This is a genomic window from [Empedobacter] haloabium (assembly GCA_008011715.2).
Lineage (GTDB): Bacteria > Pseudomonadota > Gammaproteobacteria > Burkholderiales > Burkholderiaceae_D > Rugamonas > Rugamonas haloabia.
The window spans coordinates 4,192,174-4,212,705 of sequence record CP136508.1; the positions used below are offsets into that span (position 1 = coordinate 4,192,174).

Sequence of the window (20,532 nt, forward strand, 5' to 3'; positions counted from 1 at the left end):
ACGCTTAGTAGGCCGAGACAGGCACCAGGCAGTGCTTGTGCTCGACGTGATATTCGAATTCCTCGCGGAACTGCTTGATGAACGCCCGGACCGGCATCGCGGCCGCGTCGCCCAGCGCGCAGATCGTGCGGCCCTGGATGTTGTCGGCGATCGAGTTCAGCATGTCCAGGTCGCTCTGGCGGCCCTGGCCGTTCTCGATGCGATGGATCATCCGGTACATCCAGCCCGTGCCTTCGCGGCACGGCGTGCACTGGCCGCACGATTCCTCGTAGTAGAAGTAGGACAGGCGTTCCAGCGCCTTGACCATGCAGCGCGTCTCGTCCATGACGATGACGGCGCCCGAGCCCAGCATCGAGCCGGCCTTGGCGATCGAGTCGTAGTCCAGGTCGGTCTGCATCATGATCTCGCCGCGGATCACCGGTGCGGACGAACCGCCGGGAATCACGGCCTTGATCTTCTTGCCGCCGCGCATGCCACCGGCCAGCTCCATCAGCTTGGCGAACGGGGTGCCCAGCGGGACTTCGTAGTTGCCCGGACGCTCGACGTCGCCCGAGATCGAGAAGATCTTGGTGCCGCCGTTGTTCGGCTTGCCCAGGCCCAGGTAGTTCTCGGCGCCGATGTTCAGGATGAACGGCACGGCCGCGAAGGTTTCCGTGTTGTTGATCGTGGTCGGCTTGCCGTACAGGCCGAACGAGGCCGGGAACGGCGGCTTGAAGCGCGGCTGGCCTTTCTTGCCTTCCAGCGACTCCAGCAGCGCGGTTTCCTCGCCGCAGATGTAGGCGCCGTAGCCGTGGTGCGCGTGCAGCTGGAAGTTGAACTCGCTGCCCAGGATCTTGTCGCCCAGGTAGCCGGCCGCGCGCGCTTCTTCCAGCGCTTCCTCGAAGCGCAGGTAATCCTGGAAGATCTCGCCGTGGATGTAGTTGTAGCCCACGGTGATGCCCATCGCATAAGCGCCGATGGCCATGCCTTCGATCAGCGCATGGGGGTTGTAGCGGATGATGTCGCGGTCCTTGAACGTGCCCGGCTCGCCTTCGTCGGTATTGCAGACGAGGTATTTCTGGCCCGGGAACTGGCGCGGCATGAAGCTCCACTTCAGGCCGGTCGGGAAACCGGCGCCGCCGCGGCCGCGCAGGCCGGACGTCTTCAGGTCGGCGATGATGGTTTCCGGCGCGATCTTCTGTTCCAGGATCTTGCGCAGGGCGGAGTAACCGCCGCGCTTGACGTAGTCTTCCAGGTGCCAGTTGTCGCCGTTCAGATCCTTCAGGATCAGCGGGTTGATGTGACGGTCGTGCAGCGAGGTCATTTCTTCAGTTCCTCCACGAGGGCGTCGATCTTCTCGGTGCTCATGAACGAGCACATGCGGTGGTTATTCACCAGCATCACGGGGGCGTCGCCGCAGGCGCCCATGCACTCGCCTTCCATCAGCGTGAATTCGCCGTCTTCGGTGGTGCCGCGGTAGTCGATGCCCAGCTTCTGCTTCAGGTGCTCGCCGGCCTTCACGCCGCCCGACAGGGCGCATGGCAGGTTGGTGCACACGGTGATCTTGTGCTTGCCGACAGGCTTGAGGTTGTACATGTTGTAGAAGGTCGCGACCTCTTGCACGGCAATGGCCGGCATGCCGATGTAGTCGGCGATTTCCTTCATCGTTTCAGGCGACAGCCAACCCAGTTCCACCTGGGCGTGGGCCAGCGAGGCCATCACGGCCGACTGGCGCTGGTCGGCCGGGTACTTGGCCAACTCGCGGTCGATTTTCTTGTAGCACTGCTCGGATAACATAATTCTTTCGCCTTCTTATCGGTCGATACTGCCGAAAACGATGTCTTGCGTACCAATGATGGTCACGGCGTCGGCGATCATGTGGCCGCGCGCCATTTCATCCAGGCTCTGCAGGTGAGCGTAGTCCGGGGTACGGAACTTCAGCCGGTACGGCTTGTTGGCGCCATCGGAGACGATGTAGACGCCGAATTCGCCCTTCGGATGCTCGACGGCGGAGTACGCCTCGCCCGGCGGCACGTGGAAGCCTTCCTGGAACAGCTTGAAGTGGTGGATCAGCGATTCCATGTTCGACTTCATGTCCACGCGCGACGGCGGCGCGACCTTGCGGTTGGCCGTGATGACGGGACCCGGGTTGTTGCGCAGCCACTCGATGCACTGCTTGATGATGCGGTTCGACTGGCGCAGCTCTTCCACGCGCACCAGGTAACGGTCATAGCAGTCGCCGTTGGTGCCGATCGGGATGTCGAAGTCCATCAGGTCGTACACTTCGTACGGCTGGTTCTTGCGCAAGTCCCACTTGACGCCCGAGCCACGCAGCATCGCGCCGGTGAAGCCCATCGCCAGCGCATCTTCCGGCGACACCACGCCGATGCCGACCGTCCGCTGTTTCCAGATGCGGTTATCCGTCAGCAGCGTCTCGTATTCGTCCACGTAGCCCGGGAAGCGGGTCGTGAAGGCTTCCAGGAAGTCCAGCAGGGAACCCTGGCGGTGTTCGTTCAGCTTGTCGATTTCCTTCTTGCTGCGAATCGTCGACGGACGGTGCTGCGGCATCGCATCCGGCAGGTCGCGGTAGACGCCGCCCGGGCGGTAGTAGGCCGCGTGCATGCGCGCGCCCGACACCGCCTCGTAGCAGTCGAACAGGTCTTCGCGGTCGCGGAAGCAGTACAGGAACGGCCCCATTGCGCCGACGTCCAGCGCGTGCGCGCCCAGCCACATCAGGTGGTTCAGGATGCGGGTGATCTCGTCGAACATCACGCGGATGTACTGTGCGCGCAGCGGCACTTCCAGGCCCAGCAGCTTCTCGATGGCCAGCACGTAGCCGTGCTCGTTGCACATCATCGACACGTAGTCCAGGCGGTCCGTGTACGGCACCGACTGCAGGTAGGTCTTCTGTTCGGCCAGCTTCTCGGTGGCGCGGTGCAGCAGGCCGATGTGGGGGTCGGCACGCTGGATGACTTCGCCGTCCAGCTCAAGCACCAAACGCAGCACGCCGTGCGCTGCCGGGTGCTGCGGACCAAAGTTCAGGGTGTAATTCTTAATCTCAGCCATTTAATTCATCCCGTATTTTTCTTCGCGGATCACGCGCGGCACGTTCTCGCGCGGCTCGATCGTCACCGGCTGGTAGATTACGCGCTTCTGCTCGGCGTCGTAGCGCATCTCGACGTAGCCGGACACGGGGAAGTCCTTGCGGAATGGATGGCCGATGAAGCCGTAGTCGGTCAGGATGCGGCGCAGGTCGCTGTGACCTTCGAACAGGATGCCGTACAGGTCGAACGCCTCGCGCTCGTACCAGTTGGCGGCGCGCCAGATGTCGGTGACGCTCTGCACCAGCGGCATGTCGTCGTCCGGGCAGAACACGCGCACGCGCACGCGCCAGTTGTGCTTCACCGACAGCAGGTGCGTGACGGCCGCGAAGCGCGGGCCTTCCCACGTGCCTTCGCCGTAGGTGGAATAGTCGACGCCGCACAGGTCGATCAGCGTATCGAACCCCAGTGCGGCGTTGTCGCGCAGCGTCTGCATGACGGCGTGATAGTCGTCGGCCTTGACGACGAGGGTGATTTCACCCAGCGCGACCGTCGTAGCGACGCGCTCCCCCAGGGCGCTGGCCAGTGCGCCCTGCAATGCTTCCAGATGTGTAGTCATATTGTTGCGCGCCCCGTTTATCGTGCGATCGTGTTGGTGCGCTTGATCTTGTTTTGCAGCTGCAGGATGCCGTACAGCAGAGCCTCGGCGGTGGGAGGACAGCCCGGCACGTAGATATCGACGGGCACGATGCGGTCGCAACCGCGCACGACGGAGTACGAGTAGTGATAGTAGCCGCCGCCGTTGGCGCAGGTGCCCATCGAGATGACCCAGCGCGGCTCGGACATCTGGTCGTAGACCTTGCGCAGTGCCGGCGCCATCTTGTTGCACAGCGTGCCGGCAACGATCATCACGTCGGACTGGCGTGGCGACGGGCGGAACACGACGCCGAAGCGGTCCATGTCGTAACGGGCCGCGCCCACGTGCATCATTTCGACCGCACAGCAGGCCAGACCGAACGTCATCGGGAACATCGACCCGGTACGCGCCCAGTTGATCAGCTTGTCGGCCGAGGTGGTGATGAAACCTTCGTTTAATACGCCTTCAATAGCCATGGCTTATTCCCAATCAAGGGCACCTTTCTTCCAGATATACCAAAAACCGACAACGAATTCGGCGATGAATACCATCATCGTGACGAAGCCCTGCCAGCCCAGTTCGCGCATGGAGACGCCCCACGGGAAGAAGAATGCGGTTTCCAGGTCGAACAAAATAAACAGGATTGCGACGAGGTAGTAACGCACGTCGAATTTCATGCGCGCGTCTTCGAAGGCTTCGAAGCCGCACTCGTAGGGGGACAATTTCGCCGCGTCGGGCTTGTGCGGGCCGAGCAGGCGGCCGAGCACCTGGGGCACTACGCCGACACCGATGCCGACGAGCAGGAACAGAAGTACGGGGAAGTAATTTTCGAGGTTCACGGTAGGATCACAGCTGTTGTTGAACGATCGGCCAGGACAGTGCTGCACCAAGGTGGGTACAGCCAACGCTCGACCCCAATCAACGCTGAGACCAGGATCAAACGACACATCCTCGTAAAAAAACCAGCTGAAGGCATGAGGGCAACTCAGGCGCCTTGTGCTGGCTTCTTCTCAAATCTTTGGTGCCGACGACGAGACTCGAACTCGTACAGCTTGCGCCACTACCCCCTCAAGATAGCGTGTCTACCAATTTCACCACGTCGGCATTAAGGCCGCTATTCTACTCTTCTTTACGCACTTTGTTAATGAACTTTGTCGTAAATCAAAGCAAAAAAGCGGGATAAATCGAAGAATGCTTAGTTTTACTTCGGAATCTGGTTTGCTGGCGCGCCATTGGCGGCGCCGGCGGCCGGTGCGGCAGGTGCCGGCGCGACCGGCGCCTGCGCTGCAGGGGCTGCCGGGGCGGTCGCGTTCGGTGCCGGCGCTGCCGGCGCGGTGGCGCCAGGGATCGCGGCCGAGCCGGAGACCGGTGCCGTGATGTTCGACAGTACGCCGGTATTGCCCGTGGTGCGCTGCGTGGCCAGGGCCGACAGGCCCAGCGTGGCGGCGAAGAAGATCGCCGCCGCCACGGCCGTCGACTTCGACATGAAGTTCGACGAACCGGTGGCGCCGAACAGGCTGCCGGAAGCGCCGGAGCCGAAGGCGGCGCCCATGTCGGCGCCCTTGCCGTGTTGCAGCAGCACGAGGCCGATGATGGCCAGGGCCGACAGGACTTGTACTACGACGACCAGATTGAACAAGGTGTTCATGCTATTCCAATTCTCTCTATTGCTTGGGTGATTACTGCTGTTGAAAACTTAACCTGCCGCGTGGACGATGGCGAGGAAATCCGCCACCTTCAGCGACGCGCCGCCGATCAGGCCACCGTCGATGTCCGCCTGCGCCAGCAGATCCTTGGCATTCTCCGGCTTCATGCTGCCGCCGTACAGGATCGGCATGTTCGCCGCCGCCACCGGGTTGCGCTCGGCGACCTGCTTGCGCAGCATGCCGTGCACTTCTTGCGCCAGCGCCGGCGTGGCCGTCTTGCCGGTGCCGATGGCCCAGACGGGCTCGTACGCCAGCACGATCTTCTCGACGGCGGAGGCTTCCAGCACGTCCAGCACCGCCTGCAGTTGCGCGCATACCACAACATTGGTGCGGCCGGCCTCGCGTTCCTCCAGCGTTTCGCCCACGCAGACGACCGGCGTCAGGCCGGCGTTCAGTGCCGCCAGTACTTTCTGCGCGACGACTTCGTTGGTTTCATGATGGTACGCGCGGCGCTCGGAGTGCCCGCACAGCACGTAGCGGCAACCGAATTCCTGCAGCATCGATGCCGCCACCTCGCCCGTGTAGGCGCCGGCCGCATAGGCCGACACATCCTGCGCGCCCCAGGCGACGGGCGTGCCCGTCAGCTCGGACTGGCATTGTGCCAGATAAGGCGCCGGTGCGCAGACGCCGCAATCGGCATTCCGGGCGGCGTAGCCGGCCACGATCCCGCGTAATAATACCGAATTGGCGGCAAGGCTGCCGTTCATTTTCCAGTTGCCGATGACCAGTTTGCGTCGCATAGTACTCCGGGCGGGTTGATAAACAATAAACCCGCAATTGTAGCTTGGGCCATAAAGCCGGGTCAAACGGATGAGATGGCGACGCGCCTGTCACCTGCTGGTTTGGGGTCTGTCCCGACGGGACTGACCCCGAAGTTTGGCCGCCCAGTCTAAGGCTTGATCACCTGCAGCATGATCTTGCCGACATGCGTGGAAGACTCCATCAACGCATGCGCCGCGGCCGCCTGCTCCAGCGGGAAGCTCTCATAGATGACAGGCTTGATGCGCCCCTGCTCGAACAGCGGCCACACCTTCTCCCGCAGTTGCCGGGCAATGGCGCCCTTGAACGCCACGGAACGGGGCCGCAGGGTGGAGCCGGTGATGGTCAGCCGGCGGCGCAGCACCTGGCCCATGTCCAGCGTGCCCTTGGCGCCGCCCAGCAGCGCGATGATGGCGATGCGGCCGTCGTCGGCCAGGCAGTTGATCTCGCGCGGCAGGTAGTCGCCGCCCACCATGTCGAGGATGACATCGACGCCATTGTCGCCGGTCAGCTGCTTGACGACGGCGGCGAAGTCCTCGTGGCGGTAGTTGATGCCGCGCTCGGCGCCCAGCTGCTCGCAGGCGCGCGCCTTGTCCTCGCTGCCGGCGGTGGCGAACACGCGGTTGCCCAGCGCGCTGGCCAGCTGGATCGCCGTGACGCCGATGCCGGAGGTGCCGCCCTGCACCAGCAGCGACTCGCCCGGCCCCAGCCGGGCGCGATCGAACACATTGCTCCAGACGGTAAAGTAGTTCTCCGGCAGCGACGCGGCCTCGAGCGGCGACAGGCCATGCGGCACCGGCAGGCACTGCTCGATGGGCGCGGTCACCACCTCGGCATAGCCGCCGCCCTGCACCAGCGCGCACACCATGTCGCCGGCCTTGAAGGGCGAGTTGGCCAGGTCGCCGTCGATGATCTCGCCGGCCACTTCCAGGCCCGGCAGGTCGGAAGCGCCGGGCGGCGGCGCGTAGTTGCCCTGGCGCTGGAACACGTCGGGCCGGTTGATGCCGGCGGCATGCACGCGGATGCGCACCTCCCCGGCCTTCGGTTCCGGCATCGGCCGCTGGCACAGCTGCAAAACCTCGGGTCCGCCCGGCTTGGTGATCTCGATCGCGCGCATGGTTGTCCTTTCGATAAAGGACAAATTCTAGCGCAGGGGCGACGGTGGCGTCAGTCCGAGCGGAACTTTGGCGCGCTCGCCAGCAGCGTCGCGCCGCAGCTGGTCTTGTGGCCCTCGTAGGCGACCGCCACGCCGCCGATCTTGTGCCGCGGATTGCCTTCGGCGATGGTGCACCCGTCGTGGCCCTTGATGGGGCAAGTGCATTTGTCGCCCACGCGCGCGACGGCGATGCCGCCGACCTTGAAGTGGGTGGCGGATACGCTGACGACCTTGCCGCCGTGGGAGGTGCTGTCGCCGAGGCGGATCACGTTGGGCATGGTCAGTCCTCGTAGGCGACCAGTTGCCAGACCACGGCCACCTGGTGCCGCGGCTGCTCGCCCTTCAGTTTGTCCCAGAGCGTCGGCTTGCCGGCGACGACCGCCATCGGCATCGTCGCCCCGGCCTCGATGCGCCGGCGCGGCAGAGTGTGCGCCGCCTCCGGTTCAGCCGCCTGCCACCAGCCGGTCTGCGAGCAGGTGCGTCCCGATACCAGGCGCTCGCCCAAGGGCTTGCGCGGCGCTTGCTGTGCGCTGGCTTTCGCGGTCGTGGGCCTGACGCGGATTGTGCTGGTGATCGCGTCCCATACCGCGATGGCTTCTTCGTCGGTCAGGCTGGGTTTGACGGCGCCGGCGAGGTTGTCGGCTACGCCGGTTTGCATGCGGATGTCGGCGTAAGGCTTATAGGAGTCGCCTACTACTCCCTTGAAGTCCATGACGAAATCGTGAATGCTGCGCATGTCAGGTTGCTCGGGCGAGCGGGACAATGCTTCGTAGCCGTTCAGCCAATCGTGGATCTGGCGAGGGCCGCGGCGGAAATACACGGTCTTCAGGAGCGGATGGTTGGGGTCCTCCGCTCGCTGCTCCCGTTCCACGCGGCCTAGCTGGTATTCAAGCGTATTGGATGGATTATGGTGTACATCTGGCGGACCCACAAATATTGAAATGTGCGTATCCGGGAATTCCTTGAGGCGGAAACCAATGCGAAGGTGTTCGACTGGCTGCTCCATGCTGTTAACAGATTCGTCGACAAGAAAAGCGTGCGCCAGACAATTTCCCGGCTCCGGAGGTATCACGTGCTCTGCTCTCGGCTGCAAGCGGCGAGCAATGCTCTTAATTGTGGCCATTGCACGGTTTCGCCCATCCTCAAGGGGACGGGCATCGATGATGAATCCGTCATCGCCCCAGTGGAAGTAGCCATGCATCTCCAAGTCTCCCAGCGTGTCAAACCCATCATAGCCGACCACGATCTTCCCAGCAGGGGCCGTTAATTCTTCCTCGAAAAGAAAAAGCGGCACCCGGTTGAGGTGAATGGCCTGTGTCTTCTGAAGTTCGGTTTTGAACTTCACCGCCTCCTCGTCAACCTGTTTCGCTGCTCCAGGATAGACACTTATCCCGAGATCAACAGACCCGCTGCCCCACGCCACCGTGGCCGTAATGGGAATGTCGATCAGAAACCGTCCGAAACACACCGTCCTCGTGTTCGAAAATACAGGTTGCAGCCTGCTGCTTAGCGTTGACATTTTTGGTACCCTCTCATCGATCGCAATTTGAGTGCAACTGCTTAGCACGACAGTGCAAAATAGAACCCACATCACCGCCAACTGTTTAACAAAGATCATCATTGCTCTCCTTTGCAACGCCACTTAGCCTGCTGAGCAATCCGGACGATGCTGTAAAGAGTCGATGCGATTGCGTGCGGATGCCGGTAACTGGACTGATGCTCGTAGCCGCGCTGGCGGAAGACACCTCGCATTTTTCCGCTCTCCAGTTGCTTGTCAGCGGACCTTACCGGGACGGTCTGATCGCCGGCCGACGTCGGTGGCATCAACGTCGCGTAGATCGAATTCGGCCTAGCTGTCCCGATTCGAGGTGCGAACTGTTGATTGGGTTGATCTGGCTCCCATCTGGCAACCTCCAAAACACCTTGTCGAGAATCGCTCACAATCGGCCAGTTCTGCCACCCGGAAGGATCAGCACAATGCTTGCTGATTTCCCAGATGACCTCACCGTAACTAGTTCGATCGGTACCGACACCGTAATGAGCGAAACTGTTCGGATGGAATGTGTTGGCGATTTCTTGATGAAATATTCGCGCTTTGTCCAGGTATCGGCACGTACGTCCGAAGTTACCTCCCCCTTGGTCTGTTTGCAGTCCTGACGGGTTAATCCAACTTTCCCGGAGCAACGCAAACCACTTTCCCTTCAACTTATATATCTCAGCATATGGGTTACCGTCCTTCGGCCACGCCTCAAGCAATTGATTTCGATATATCACCTGCAACCAGCCATTACCATAGTCGTCGCTCGGCAATAGCTCCAAGGCACCGGGCGAGTTCGCCAGCACGGCTGTAACCTCGTCACCAACGTTGCCAGCAACCTTGGCGCCTATACTGCCGAACAAGTTGTTTTTCATACCCGGATCTTCGAAGCCTGCCCTCATCCGTTTATAGCCAGCAGGCGCGCCTATTGCAGGCATAACCCCGTGAACCATGCCCAGGACATCGCCCAGCGCATTGCCATAGTTGGGATGAATCAGGGCACGCCCGACAAGTCCTCCCATCGAATGGGTGACCACGATAACCTGATTGCATTCATATCCTAAATCACACAATCCTGTTATTACGTTCCTGATGCGCGCGGCAATGAATTTGGCACTGGTGCCATTTGACTGCAACCAGTTATACCCGAACGCATAGACGGGAAACCAGCAGCCATCGGCGACCTGCTTCAGCTCTTCTTCCTTGAGTGCTTGCAACGCTGGCTTCGGCGCAGCTTGCCACCGGGTTGGATCAACATCGACGACGTCGCGCCACTCAAGGCGTAGCTTCCCTTCCCGAAAAATGTTATTCAAGCGAGATTCGAGATACTGCAGTAATTCGCCATAACTGCCGAAATAGACCTCTCCCCACCCACGAGCACGCGCCTTCTGGACTGCGGTTCTTCCGTCCGACGCAGTGGCTGGGTCATCGACCAGAAGTGGCGAGCCGAGTTCTTTGCTAAGTTTGACGTTGGCGTTCCGCTCATCGCCAGACACGTCGTCTTCCCCGGATGGGTTATATATATCTACCGACGTGTGACCAGGGTCCAACGCCAACTGCCGCTCGTAAGGACTTAGGTTTGCAGCGCCGGTTGCGCTTGCAGCACCCAGATGATCCGGCCTCCATGCGATATTGTCCTTCCTCTTCAACATCGCCTGCCGCTCCGGACTCAACTTCAAATTCGACCCCATAATCCCAGGCAAAAACACAATCGGCAGCACCCGCTTCGGCAGGAACCGTGCACACTGTGGCTTCTTGTCTTCCTTGGGCGTTGCAAACCCTTCGGCCTTGCGCGCAGCCTTGACGTGCGGCTGCGCAGGCAGCGGGTGTTCGGCGGTTGTCATGTGACGGCTCCTCCGTAGAAGTTAATCGTCCAGCATTAATCGTCCAGCGCCTCGACGGTATAGCGGCCGAACGGGATCGCGCTGTCGAACCGCTCTGTCTTGCCCTGATCATCCGTGCGGCCTTCGATCGTGCGCCCATCCTCCGTCGTGATCCGATAGCGCTGGTTCTTCATCGGCTCATCGGTACCGATCCAGCGAAGCACTGCCTGCTGGTCGTGCGCGCTCTCGCTGGTAGGTGGTGGCACTTCCGGCGCCGCGCCGTCGCCCGGCCCGACGTGGGCGAACTCGGAGGACTTGATGGTGTGCACCCCGCTGCTTTGCTGGGTGATGACGCCGCCACCCAGCTCCACCTGCGCGCCCTGCGCGACGAAGCGGATCCTCGGTGCCTGCAGCACGATTTCGTCGCTTGCGGTCAGGACGATGCGTTTCGACGACGTGGCCTCGATGTCGTCCGCATGCGTCTGCAGTTCCAGCTTGCCGCTGGCGGAGATCAGCTGGATGCCGAGCCGGTGGGCGAACAGGCTGATGTTCTCGACTACCCGCGCCAGCAGCTTCTTGCCGGCCGAAAGCTGGGTGCTGCCGATGCTGACGATGTCCACGTCCGTCTGCGCGCCGAGCACGACGTTGTCGCTGGCGGTGACCGCCACACCGGCCGGGCCCGAAACGGCGACGACCGGTGCGCCGCCGTCGCCGCCCTCTCCGGTATTACTGCCGGCTGCCCATTGCCTGAGGTGCTCGCTCAACTGCCGCAAACGCTTGCCGTCCGTGTCGCCGGCATGGTGCGTGGACGACAGCCGTGCCAGCTCCCGCTGCACCACGGTCATGGCGTCCAGCAAGCCGGTCGCCTCGGCGCGGTCCAGCTGTGCGCCGCCCGCTGCCGGACTGCCGGCGGCACTGATCAGCACTCCGGCGCCGCCCCGGATCGCCACGGCGCCGTCGCTGCGTAACTCCGCGCCCTCGCCGCGCGGCTCGCCCTTGCCTGCGCTGCGGGGATGGGCCAGCCAGCCCAGGTTCAGCTGGCTGTGCCGGTGCTCGCACGCCAGCTGCGCGCTGATCTGGCCGGACGTATCGTCCAGCCGCAACTGGTTGCAGCGGCTGCCTTGCACTTCCTTGCTGACGATGCCAGCCACATTACGGTTGGCCGGCAGCGTGCCGATGTGGCTGAACGCGGCCGGCGGCATGTGGCCGTTGTAGACCTGGCCGACGACGATCGGCTTGTCCGGATCGCCGCCCAGGAAATCGACGAGCACCTCCGTACCGACGCGTGGCAGCAGCAGCGCGCCCCAGCGTTCGCCCGCCCAGCTGGACGCGACGCGGATCCAGGCCGAGTCGCGCTCGCTGTCGCTGGCGCCCGCGCCCTGGGCGTGCGCGTGATGTTCGGCGCGCGTGCCGGGAAAACGCACCTTGATCCTTCCCAGTTCGTCGCAATGGATCTCCTCACCCGGCGGCCCGACCACGAGCGCGCTTTGCAGCCGTGGCGCCGGCAGGTCCGCACGCGGGTCGAACGCGGGCACGATCGGCGTGCCGCGCCGTACGCAGCGAAAGCGATTGGCGTAGCGCGTGGCGCGCAGCACCGATGCCTCGGGCCATGGGCCGCGCGCGAACAGCCGGCGTACCCGCTCGTCGAGCTGTTTCGGCAGATTGTTCTCGGCTTCGATCGCCAGTTCCGCGACGATGAACTCGCGCTGGGCCGGCGGGTGCGTGTCGATCTCGGGATGGTCGGCCAGGGCAAACCACTCGCCCACGCGCAGAGTGCGCACGCTGCCCTCGCCCTGGAAGCATTTCGACTGGTATTCGTGGCGCTGCATGCGCAGCTCGCCCAGCGCGCGGTAATCGCCGCCGTCGCGGCCCGCGTGCGGCGCCTCCACCAGGTAGTCGTCCAGGCCGGCCGCCAGCTCGTTGCCCATCGGGCCCTGGTCGATGCAGGAGACGGCGCCGGCGTCTTGCATACGCGCCTGCTTGTAGTCCCAGCTCTGGCGCGTCACCGCGCCAGGCCTGAGCGTGCGCACGGCGCTCCAGGCCGTGATGGCGTCGCGCTGCTCGGTGCCGTCGTCGCGATGGAAGCGCACGGTGCCGGCGACATTCTCCGGCAGCGTGCCGGCGTCGTCGAACAGCACCAGCGTATGGGTCGGCGTGCTGTCGCTGCCTGGCGTGCTGGCCAGCCCGGGCCGGATGAACCAGGCGATACCGCGCCGCTTCCACAGCCGGCGCAGGAAGTCGGCGTCCGACTCGTTATGCTGCATCGTGAATTCGCGCTCGGGATAGGTGCCGGTCACGTGCGACCAGTCGACGTCGAAACACCGCGCCAGCACCGGATTGTCACGGCGCCATTCGTCCAGGATCACGCTGGCGATATCGAGTTCGCTGCGGTGGCGGAACACGCGTGTGTTGGTGCGCCAGGCCAGCAACGCCAGCGCGTCGCGCAGCACCAGCTGATACGTGGCCAGGCCGCCGTCGCTGGGGCCTGCGGTCGCCTGCGCGACGATGCCGCAGATCGCACGCAGCTCGCCGCGGTCGGTGACGAACTGCACCTCGGCCGGCAACGCGACCAGCTCCTTCAGCGGCAGGTCGGCGCGGGTGGCCACGCACAGCAGGCGGTAATCGATGCCGCCGCAGATCGTCTCGCCGCCGCAGATGCGCTGCACCAGGAGCACGTCGTCCAGTACCCCACCCTGCTGCGCCAGCCGCAGCCGGATGGGACGGTTCGCTTCCGACAGGCCGGCAATCGTCGCGGTCAGGTCGTTCAGGTTCATGCGGCATCTCCGGCGCTCGTGTCAGACCGGGCAAGTGCACGGCCGAACGATCATTATCCGAATTGATGCCAGGAAAGTTCTTGATGCGGGTCAGCGCCCGCGCCGCGCCGTGGGATCGGCGCGACAGCGTTACACGTCCAGCGGCCGCTCCACCGGCAAGCGTGCCGCCGCCTCTTCCAGCCGGCCCTGCCCGACGAGCGCATGGATCTCATGCGCCAGCGGCGTGACGTCCGTGATCCGTTCGATCCACTCGTCCACGTACAACCGTACTGCCTCGCCGGACAAGCCAATCTGGATGGCCCGGTGTGGCAATGGCTGCAACAGCAGGTCGCGCTCGGGGTCCCACTGGATGCGCACGGGCGAAGTCCGCTTCCTCTCTTGCCACTGCGCCTGGCTCATGCCCTCCTCGGGATGACTGAGGCAGGCGTGCTGCAACGCCCACGCCAAGCCGGCGCGCGTGATGTCGATGGCCAGGATGCGCTGCTGGCCGGGGTCCTTGAAACCCCAGCCGGCGCGGTACATCATCCACAGGAAGGATGGCTTGATCCACGTCATCCGCTCCAGCTTGAACGGCGGTGACACGAAGGTACCGTGCGCCAGCGCGGCGTCCGCGATCTCGTTCGAATAGGCCTGGTAGACGCGCATGGTGCTGTCGTCGTACTGCGCGCGAATCTGCCGCGCCGGCGGCGCCGTCATGCGCCGCCTCCCGTGCGCGAGCTGCGCGGCAGCGGCTTGCCCGGCTTCCACGCGGCCGACAGCGCCTGCCCTTCCTCGATCTGCTCCTCCGTCATGTGCTTGATGACGGCGGCGCGCTGCTCGGCCGCGTTGACGTTGCCGCTCGCCGCCGCCAGGTTCCACAGCATGTAGGCGATCACGTTATCCTGCGGCATGCCACCGATGCGATAGCGGTACATCAGGCCCAGCACCTGCTGCGCCTGGGCGTGGCCCTGCTCGGCAGCCAGGCGGAACCACTGCACGGCCTGGCGGTGGTCCTGGATTACCGCGTTGCCGGTGTAGTACATGGCGCCGACGACGTACTGCGCGTCCGCCTTGCCCTGCAGGCCGGCCTTGCGGTGCCAGGCCAGTGCCTGCTTGTAGTCCTGCTTGACGCCGCGGCCCATGTAGTACATCAGGCCCAGCAGGTGCTGCGCGTCCGCGTTGCCAGCCTTGGCCAGCGGCAGGATCTCCTTGTACGCGACAGCGTAGTTGCGGTTGTTGTAGGCGGTAGCGCCTTCGACGAAGCCAGCGATGGCGCTGCCATGCAGCGTCAGTGCCATGGCCATCGCCACGATCATGGTTCCCAGTTTTTTCATGTGCGAGATATTCGAATTCGTTCTTGTTCTCGATGGCGTGTCCCACGCCGGGCGCGTCGCTATTTCCAGCTGACCCGGCCCAGCCCGTCCACACTCACTTTGCGATTGAGCGGCTTGCCGTACACGGTGACGGAACCCAGGCCGGACAGGTCCAGGTTCAGGTTGGTGCGCGCGTTGACGGTGGCGTTGCCCAGGCCGGACAGGTCGATGTCGACGGAGTCCGCGTCGAACTGCTGCGCATTCAGCCCGCCCAGGCCGCCCAGCGAGGCCCGCAGCAGGCGGCTGCGCCCGCCGATCGTCACGTAGCCGGCGCCGCGCAGGTCCAGGTCGACCTCGTCGCCGTCCTTGACCCATACGTTCATGCTGCCGACTCCACCCAGGTTGGCCCGCAGTCGTCGATACCCGGCGACCAGCTTCATGCTGCCGGCGCCGTCCAGGGTCACGTCCAGGTCGTCGCCCGTGAAGCCGGAAATCTCGGAAGCTCCCAACCCCTCCGACACCAGTTCGCGCAGCCGCGGCAGTACCAGGTCGGCGCGCAGCGACGGCCGGCCCAGCCGGGCGCCCTGGATGTCCGTGTCCAGCTCCAGCGTGTCGCCCGACTGCACGCACGTTACCTTGTCGAGGTAGCGCCGGTCGCCGCTGATCTTCAGCGAAGCCACGTTGCCCTGGCGGATGCGCAGGTCGATCACGCCGTCCAGCTTGACGCGCTCGACCCGGGCGTCGACGGGACGGGTTTCGGTGCCCTCCTCGGCCCGGCCCAGTCCTGGAAACAGGCACAACAGGCTGAGGAACAGCGTGTGAATCAGCGCGACGGGGTGGATGGAATGGTTCATGGCAGCTCCTTGGGTCCGGCACAGATTATTCGATGGTCGCATCATATCCAAGCCGCTGCGTGGTGCCACGAAATTTGCGACGAACTGCAAAAAACGCGGTTCGGACGACGCCGGTGCGCGCCAGGCGGCCGTTGTCGCGCAACTCCGACCGCGCCGCGCGGGCAGCGGCTTTGCCGCGTGCGTTCGGCACCGAAACGCCGGCGCCAAAGCGTGTTTAGTAAAACTGGTTAAACTGCGACGCGATTCGGCGAATCGCTTGCCCTCGTGTTTTTCGGAATGCAATACTGCCCCGGCTGACAGAGGGGCCCGCCAGCGGCCCACATTCCAAACGAGGAGACGACATGCATCCCACCAAGAGAACCTTGATGAGCCTGGCCGTGGCCAGCGCCTGCGCCCTGGCCGCGCTGCCCGCCCATGCTCAAGTTCCAACCCAGGCCGAACCTGCAGGCGACAGCAACGTGACGGCCGGCGCCTCCGGCGCGCCCGGCAGCACCGTATCGAGCGCCGACCAGATCCCGGAAGTGAAGGTCACCGCGACGCGCTATTCGACGTCGTTGCTGAAAACCCCGCTGGCGGTGTCCGCCTTCAGCCAGGACCAGCTGACGCGCAAGGGCGCCACCAGCCTGAAGGACCTGGCCGGCGAGATCCCCAACGTCGTCATCCAGAACACGGGCCTCGACTCGGCCGTGCAGATCACCATCCGCGGCATCACGTCCACCAATTTCACGGAGACGGGCGACCCGGCGGTGGGCTTCCACGTCGACGGCATGTACTCGCCACGGCCGCAAGGCGCGCAGGCGCTGATGTTCGACGTCGACCAGGTCGAGGTGCTGCGCGGTCCGCAGGGCACGCTGTTCGGCCGCAACTCCACCGGCGGCAGCGTCAACGTGATCGCCGCCAAGCCTGACTTCTCGGGCAACTACGGCAAGGCCGACATCGACATCGGCAACTACCGCAAGAAGCAGGTCTCGCTGGTGCAGAACGTCAAGGTCAACGACAAGCTGGCCCTGCGCGGCACCTTCATGAAAGTCACGCGCGACGGCTACGCCAACCAGATGCGTGACCTGTCGGAAGCGAACGCGCCGCAACTGGGCTGGGTCCCGGACGGCAAGCCGGACGTCGACCAGCGCTTCAACAAGGTGATCGGCAAGGACAAGTACTACACCAACCAGGACCAATGGGCCGCGCGGCTGTCCGCGCTGTACAAGATCAGCGACGACCTGACCTTCAAGGCCGCCTACGAGCACTTCCAGGACAACGGCGCCGGCGGCGCGCCGTTCCGCGACTGCGACGCCTCGGCCGGCACGCGCTACGCCTGCGCCCCCGGCACCGGCAAGTGGGACCTGCTGGTCAACGTGCCGGGCGAGGTGGACATGCAGATCCGCACCTTGCGCACCGGCCTGTCGTGGACCGTCAATCCGACCACCACGTTCGACTACACGTTCCAGGTGGCGGACCAGAAGCGTTCCGAGATCACCGACGACGACATGGGCATGCAGCACGCGGCACCGTTCCAGATCAACGGCGCCTACCCCAACACGCCGGACGGCAACTGGGGTACCTGGCCGCTGACGGACTCGTTCCACCGCACGCTGTCGTCGCGCTACCTGTCCACCGTGCACGAGGCGCAGCTGAAGCAAACGCTGGGCAATGTGCAGTACGTCGCCGGCCTGTTCTGGATGCACGAACGTAACCGCATCGACTACGAGATGACCAACACGATCCAGAAGCCGTACGGCGACGTCGGCTCGGTGCTGTACCACCAGCCCAACCGCCAGGTCGATGCCAAGGCCGCGTTCGCGCAGGCCGACTGGAAGTTCATGCCCACCTGGACCGGCACCCTGGGCGCCCGCTACAGCATCGACAGCAAGGAGGACAAGGGCGGCGAAGTGTACGGCGCCAACTGGAAGGGCGACCCGGCCTACTACAATGGCCTGTACAGCCAGGGCACGCCCGGCACGCCCGGCTTCCATGTCCATAACGGCACCGACCTAACGGATGCGATGGGCGGCAGCGTCGCCGCCTACCGCCTGTACGGTGCGCCGACCTCGAACGACCACAAGGAAACCTGGCGCAAGGTGACGTGGCGCGTGGGCCTGCAGAAGCAGATGACGCCGAACCAGATGGCCTATGCCTCCGTCTCGACGGGCTACAAGGCCGGCGGCTTCGCCGACAAGACCGACAGCTGCAACTACCACAAGTGCGCCGACGGCAAGCCGGGCGTGGTGACGTTCCTGCCGTACGGTCCGGAACAGGTGACGAACTTCGAACTGGGCTACAAGGGCAAGTTCCTCGACAACCGCCTGTCGCTGTCGGCCACGGCGTTCTGGATGAAGTACAAGGACATGCAGCTGACCGGCACCTACTTCATCAACCAGATCATCCCGGACAATGGCCTGCCCTGCCCGAGCGACCAGCCCAAGTGCGACGTGTACGAAGCCTGGCGCACCATCAACGTGGGCAAGGTGGACATCCCGGGCCTGGAACTGGAATGGGACTACCGGCCATGGCGCGGCGCCCGCTTCGGCGGCGGCTTCGCGTACATCAACACCGACGTGCATGACTTCCGCGAATTCTCCGACGACTACCAGTGCGACATCCGGGTGGAACTGGGCCAGACGCCCTGCCCGCCGGCCTACACGGGCCCGGACAAGGCACTGCAGGGCCGCCGCCTGTACAACATCGACGGCAACCACCTGCCGAACACGCCGAAGTACCAGGTCAACCTGTCGTTCTCGCAGGAGTTCGCGCTGGACAACGGCTACCGCATCACGCCGTACGTGAAGGTGAACTGGCGCGACAAGGCCTACTTCGACCTGCGCAACTCGGAGTTCGACGTGGTCGGCCGCTACCAGAAAGCGTACGCCCTGACGGATGCCTCGGTGCGGCTCGACACCCCGAACGACAAGTGGCACGCCGAGCTGTACGTGCGCAACCTGGCGGACAAGCACGCCGCGCAGGCGCGGGAATCCGTGTTCGGCGGCTTCATGAAGGCGTATTACGTGGAGCCGCGCATGTTCGGGTTCCGGGTGGGCGCCGAGTACTGAACGTTGACACCGGGGACGGGCACCGGACCGCGGGCGAAGGCCCGCCGTCCGGTGCCCGTCCCCTTGGGTTTCAGCACGCATGGAAAGACCCGCGCTACCACCCCATTGCCGCCCGCAACTGCGGTACCAGGTCCGCCGCCATCGCCGCGTGCTGCGCCCGGGTCGGGTGGGCGTCCACGGCATCGCCGGGATAGTGGCGCGAGACGGCGCTGCTTACCCGCGCGTCGCCGACCCGGCGGATGGTCTCGTCGATATAAGCGCGCAAGGCCGTCTTCTTCTCGCCGTCCAGGATCGCGCCTTCCGTCAGCACGATGCGCGCGCGCGGATGGTCGCGCAACAGCGTGCGCACCAGCGCCACGTACTCGCCAACGTAAGCCGCTCGTTCCGGAATGCCCTGATTGAAGTCGTTGGTGCCGATCGCGCTGACGATCAGGTCCGGCGCATAGCGGCGCTGGTCCCAGGGCTCCGGCCGGGCCGGATCGGCGAGCGCCAGCTCGTACAGGCGCGCCAGGTTGAACTCGTCGGTGCGGCCGTTCCAGCTGCGCACCAGGCCCCGGCCGCCGTGGCAAACCAGGTGCACCTGCGCTCGCAGCGCGGCGCCCGCCAGCATGCCGTACGACAGGCGCGGATTCCACCAGACGGGCTGTTTCGGCCCGGGCGGCGAGCGCTCCAGCGCTTCGCCGCAGGTGACCGAGTCGCCCAGGAACATCAGGCGTCGCGCGGGCAATGACGGCGCCGGCGCGAACCGGCCGTCCGTCGTGAAGCCGCGCAGCGTCACCGTGCCGTGCCACGTCTCCGAGCGGTGCAGGACCTGTACCGTGTGCAGTCCGGGTTGCGCCGCATCGACCAGCACGTGGCGAGCGCCTTCAGGCGCCACGTGCAGCGTGCGTACGGTGCCGTCGACGATCACGTCCAGCCAGCTTTTCTCGCCCGTGCTGGCCGCGTCCAGCGCCAGCGTCCTGCCCTCGAAGCGCAGGAACAAGCTGACGCCCGGATAGGCGAAACGCACGGCCCCATCGGCGGTGTCGGCCATGCGGCCCATGCGCGCCACGCGAGCGTCGCCGGCGGGCACCGTCTCGGTCGCGGTCGCGGCGTCCAGGCAGGCGCCCAGACAAAAAAACGCGGCCAGGGCCGCGTTCAGTCGATGCGGTATCGGGCGCATCGCCTTCCCTTATTTGAGCAGCCGGGCGATATCGGGCCGCAGCGCGTTCCCCCAGATCCGGTAGCCCTGTTCGGACAGGTGCAGGTAGTCCGGCATGATGGCCGGCGAAATCGTGCCGTCCGCCTGCACGAACAGGGGGCCGTAGTCGCGGAACAACACGTCCTTGCCGTCGTCCAGCCGGGCCACGTCGCGATTGAGCTTCGCCACGTTCGAGCGGCGCGGATGGTCCGGCTTCGACTCCACCGGCAGCACCGCGTTCAGCAGGATCTTCGCATCGGGATAGAGCTGGCGCAGCGACGCGACGACGGAGCTGATGCCATGGAAGACCTGCTCGGGCGCCTCGCCGCACAGGCCGAAGTTGTTGGTGCCGATTAGCAGCACGACCACTTTCGGGCGCAGCTTGTCCATGCCGCCGTTCTGCAGGCGCCACAGCACGTTGCCCGTGTGATCGCCGCCGATGCCGAAGTTGGCCGCGCGGTACGAGCCGAAGTGGCTGTCCCACTCGGCTTTCGGCCACCCTTCCGTGATCGAATCGCCCAGGAACAGCACGTCCACATTGCCCTTGGCCGCCAGCGCCGTCTTGTCCCGGTTGAGCTGGTGCCAGCGCTCGATGGACATCCACGGATACTCCACACTGCGCGGCTCCACCACGTTGGCGCACTGGCGCACCTGGCCCGCTGCCGTATCGGCCCATGCCATCCCGGCGGCGCACAAGGTCACCGCCGCCAACGCCCATCCCTTCATCCGCATGCCTGTCTCCCGTTT

At 64.6% G+C, this 20,532-nt stretch carries 19 protein-coding genes and 1 tRNA gene; 1 reads left to right on the forward strand and 19 read right to left on the reverse strand.

Going from position 1 to position 20,532, the window contains the following annotated elements:
- Window positions 1-4: 4 nt before the first annotated feature.
- The 17 genes from nuoF to E7V67_018360 form a co-directional block, all read right to left on the reverse strand.
- Window positions 5-1,303 (reverse strand): NADH-quinone oxidoreductase subunit NuoF, encoded by a 1,299-nt coding sequence (nuoF, locus tag E7V67_018280; protein ID WUR11639.1) that lies wholly within the window; start codon window positions 1,301-1,303, stop codon window positions 5-7.
- On the reverse strand, window positions 1,300-1,776 hold the full coding sequence (gene nuoE, locus E7V67_018285) for an NADH-quinone oxidoreductase subunit NuoE (protein WUR11640.1): 477 nt from the start codon (window positions 1,774-1,776) through the stop codon (window positions 1,300-1,302). Before nuoE ends, nuoF begins: the two co-directional genes overlap by 4 nt.
- Window positions 1,777-1,791: 15 nt before the next feature.
- Window positions 1,792-3,045 carry an NADH-quinone oxidoreductase subunit D gene (locus E7V67_018290; protein WUR11641.1) on the reverse strand — a complete coding sequence of 418 codons (1,254 nt, stop codon included), beginning with the start codon at window positions 3,043-3,045 and terminating at the stop codon, window positions 1,792-1,794.
- A complete protein-coding gene (locus tag E7V67_018295; protein WUR11642.1) occupies window positions 3,046-3,639 on the reverse strand; it encodes an NADH-quinone oxidoreductase subunit C in 594 nt (197 codons plus the stop codon).
- A 17-nt stretch (window positions 3,640-3,656) separates the two neighbouring features.
- Entirely contained in the window at window positions 3,657-4,133 is a 477-nt protein-coding gene (locus E7V67_018300; GenBank protein WUR11643.1) for an NADH-quinone oxidoreductase subunit B family protein, read from the reverse strand.
- A gap of 3 nt (window positions 4,134-4,136) precedes the next feature.
- The gene (locus E7V67_018305; protein WUR11644.1) at window positions 4,137-4,496 is read right to left on the reverse strand and encodes an NADH-quinone oxidoreductase subunit A; all 360 of its coding nucleotides are present in this window, start codon (window positions 4,494-4,496) and stop codon (window positions 4,137-4,139) included.
- A gap of 180 nt (window positions 4,497-4,676) precedes the next feature.
- A tRNA-Leu gene (locus E7V67_018310) sits at window positions 4,677-4,761 on the reverse strand.
- A gap of 97 nt (window positions 4,762-4,858) precedes the next feature.
- Window positions 4,859-5,305: a preprotein translocase subunit SecG gene (secG, locus tag E7V67_018315; protein WUR11645.1), complete on the reverse strand. Its 447-nt coding sequence runs from the start codon at window positions 5,303-5,305 to the stop codon at window positions 4,859-4,861.
- A gap of 48 nt (window positions 5,306-5,353) precedes the next feature.
- Window positions 5,354-6,103, reverse strand: a complete 750-nt coding sequence (gene tpiA / locus E7V67_018320; protein ID WUR11646.1) for a triose-phosphate isomerase — start codon at window positions 6,101-6,103, stop codon at window positions 5,354-5,356.
- 149 nt (window positions 6,104-6,252) lie between these two features.
- Window positions 6,253-7,239, reverse strand: coding sequence for an NAD(P)H-quinone oxidoreductase (locus E7V67_018325; GenBank protein ID WUR11647.1), 987 nt, complete (start codon window positions 7,237-7,239; stop codon window positions 6,253-6,255).
- 50 nt (window positions 7,240-7,289) lie between these two features.
- Window positions 7,290-7,556 carry a PAAR domain-containing protein gene (locus E7V67_018330; GenBank protein ID WUR11648.1) on the reverse strand — a complete coding sequence of 89 codons (267 nt, stop codon included), beginning with the start codon at window positions 7,554-7,556 and terminating at the stop codon, window positions 7,290-7,292.
- A 2-nt stretch (window positions 7,557-7,558) separates the two neighbouring features.
- Entirely contained in the window at window positions 7,559-8,899 is a 1,341-nt protein-coding gene (locus E7V67_018335) for a T6SS immunity protein Tli4 family protein (GenBank protein ID WUR11649.1), read from the reverse strand.
- A complete protein-coding gene (locus E7V67_018340; protein WUR11650.1) occupies window positions 8,896-10,659 on the reverse strand; it encodes a hypothetical protein in 1,764 nt (587 codons plus the stop codon). The genes E7V67_018335 and E7V67_018340 overlap by 4 nt, the downstream gene beginning before the upstream one ends.
- Window positions 10,660-10,694: 35 nt before the next feature.
- Window positions 10,695-13,412 carry a type VI secretion system Vgr family protein gene (locus tag E7V67_018345; protein WUR11651.1) on the reverse strand — a complete coding sequence of 906 codons (2,718 nt, stop codon included), beginning with the start codon at window positions 13,410-13,412 and terminating at the stop codon, window positions 10,695-10,697.
- A 129-nt stretch (window positions 13,413-13,541) separates the two neighbouring features.
- Entirely contained in the window at window positions 13,542-14,108 is a 567-nt protein-coding gene (locus tag E7V67_018350; GenBank protein ID WUR11652.1) for a DUF4291 domain-containing protein, read from the reverse strand.
- Window positions 14,105-14,725, reverse strand: coding sequence for a tetratricopeptide repeat protein (locus E7V67_018355; protein ID WUR11653.1), 621 nt, complete (start codon window positions 14,723-14,725; stop codon window positions 14,105-14,107). Before E7V67_018355 ends, E7V67_018350 begins: the two co-directional genes overlap by 4 nt.
- Before the next feature lie 59 nt (window positions 14,726-14,784).
- On the reverse strand, window positions 14,785-15,558 hold the full coding sequence (locus tag E7V67_018360; GenBank protein WUR11654.1) for a DUF2807 domain-containing protein: 774 nt from the start codon (window positions 15,556-15,558) through the stop codon (window positions 14,785-14,787).
- 341 nt (window positions 15,559-15,899) lie between these two features.
- Here E7V67_018360 and E7V67_018365 point away from each other — a divergent pair, with 341 nt between their 5' ends.
- The gene (locus E7V67_018365) at window positions 15,900-18,605 is read left to right on the forward strand and encodes a TonB-dependent receptor (protein ID WUR11655.1); all 2,706 of its coding nucleotides are present in this window, start codon (window positions 15,900-15,902) and stop codon (window positions 18,603-18,605) included.
- A gap of 94 nt (window positions 18,606-18,699) precedes the next feature.
- Here the strand turns inward: E7V67_018365 and axe2C are convergent, their stop codons facing one another.
- Window positions 18,700-19,767, reverse strand: coding sequence for a bifunctional acetylxylan esterase/glucomannan deacetylase AxeC2 (gene axe2C / locus E7V67_018370; GenBank protein ID WUR11656.1), 1,068 nt, complete (start codon window positions 19,765-19,767; stop codon window positions 18,700-18,702).
- A 9-nt stretch (window positions 19,768-19,776) separates the two neighbouring features.
- Window positions 19,777-20,517: a GDSL-type esterase/lipase family protein gene (locus E7V67_018375; GenBank protein WUR11657.1), complete on the reverse strand. Its 741-nt coding sequence runs from the start codon at window positions 20,515-20,517 to the stop codon at window positions 19,777-19,779.
- Window positions 20,518-20,532: the final 15 nt, after the last annotated feature.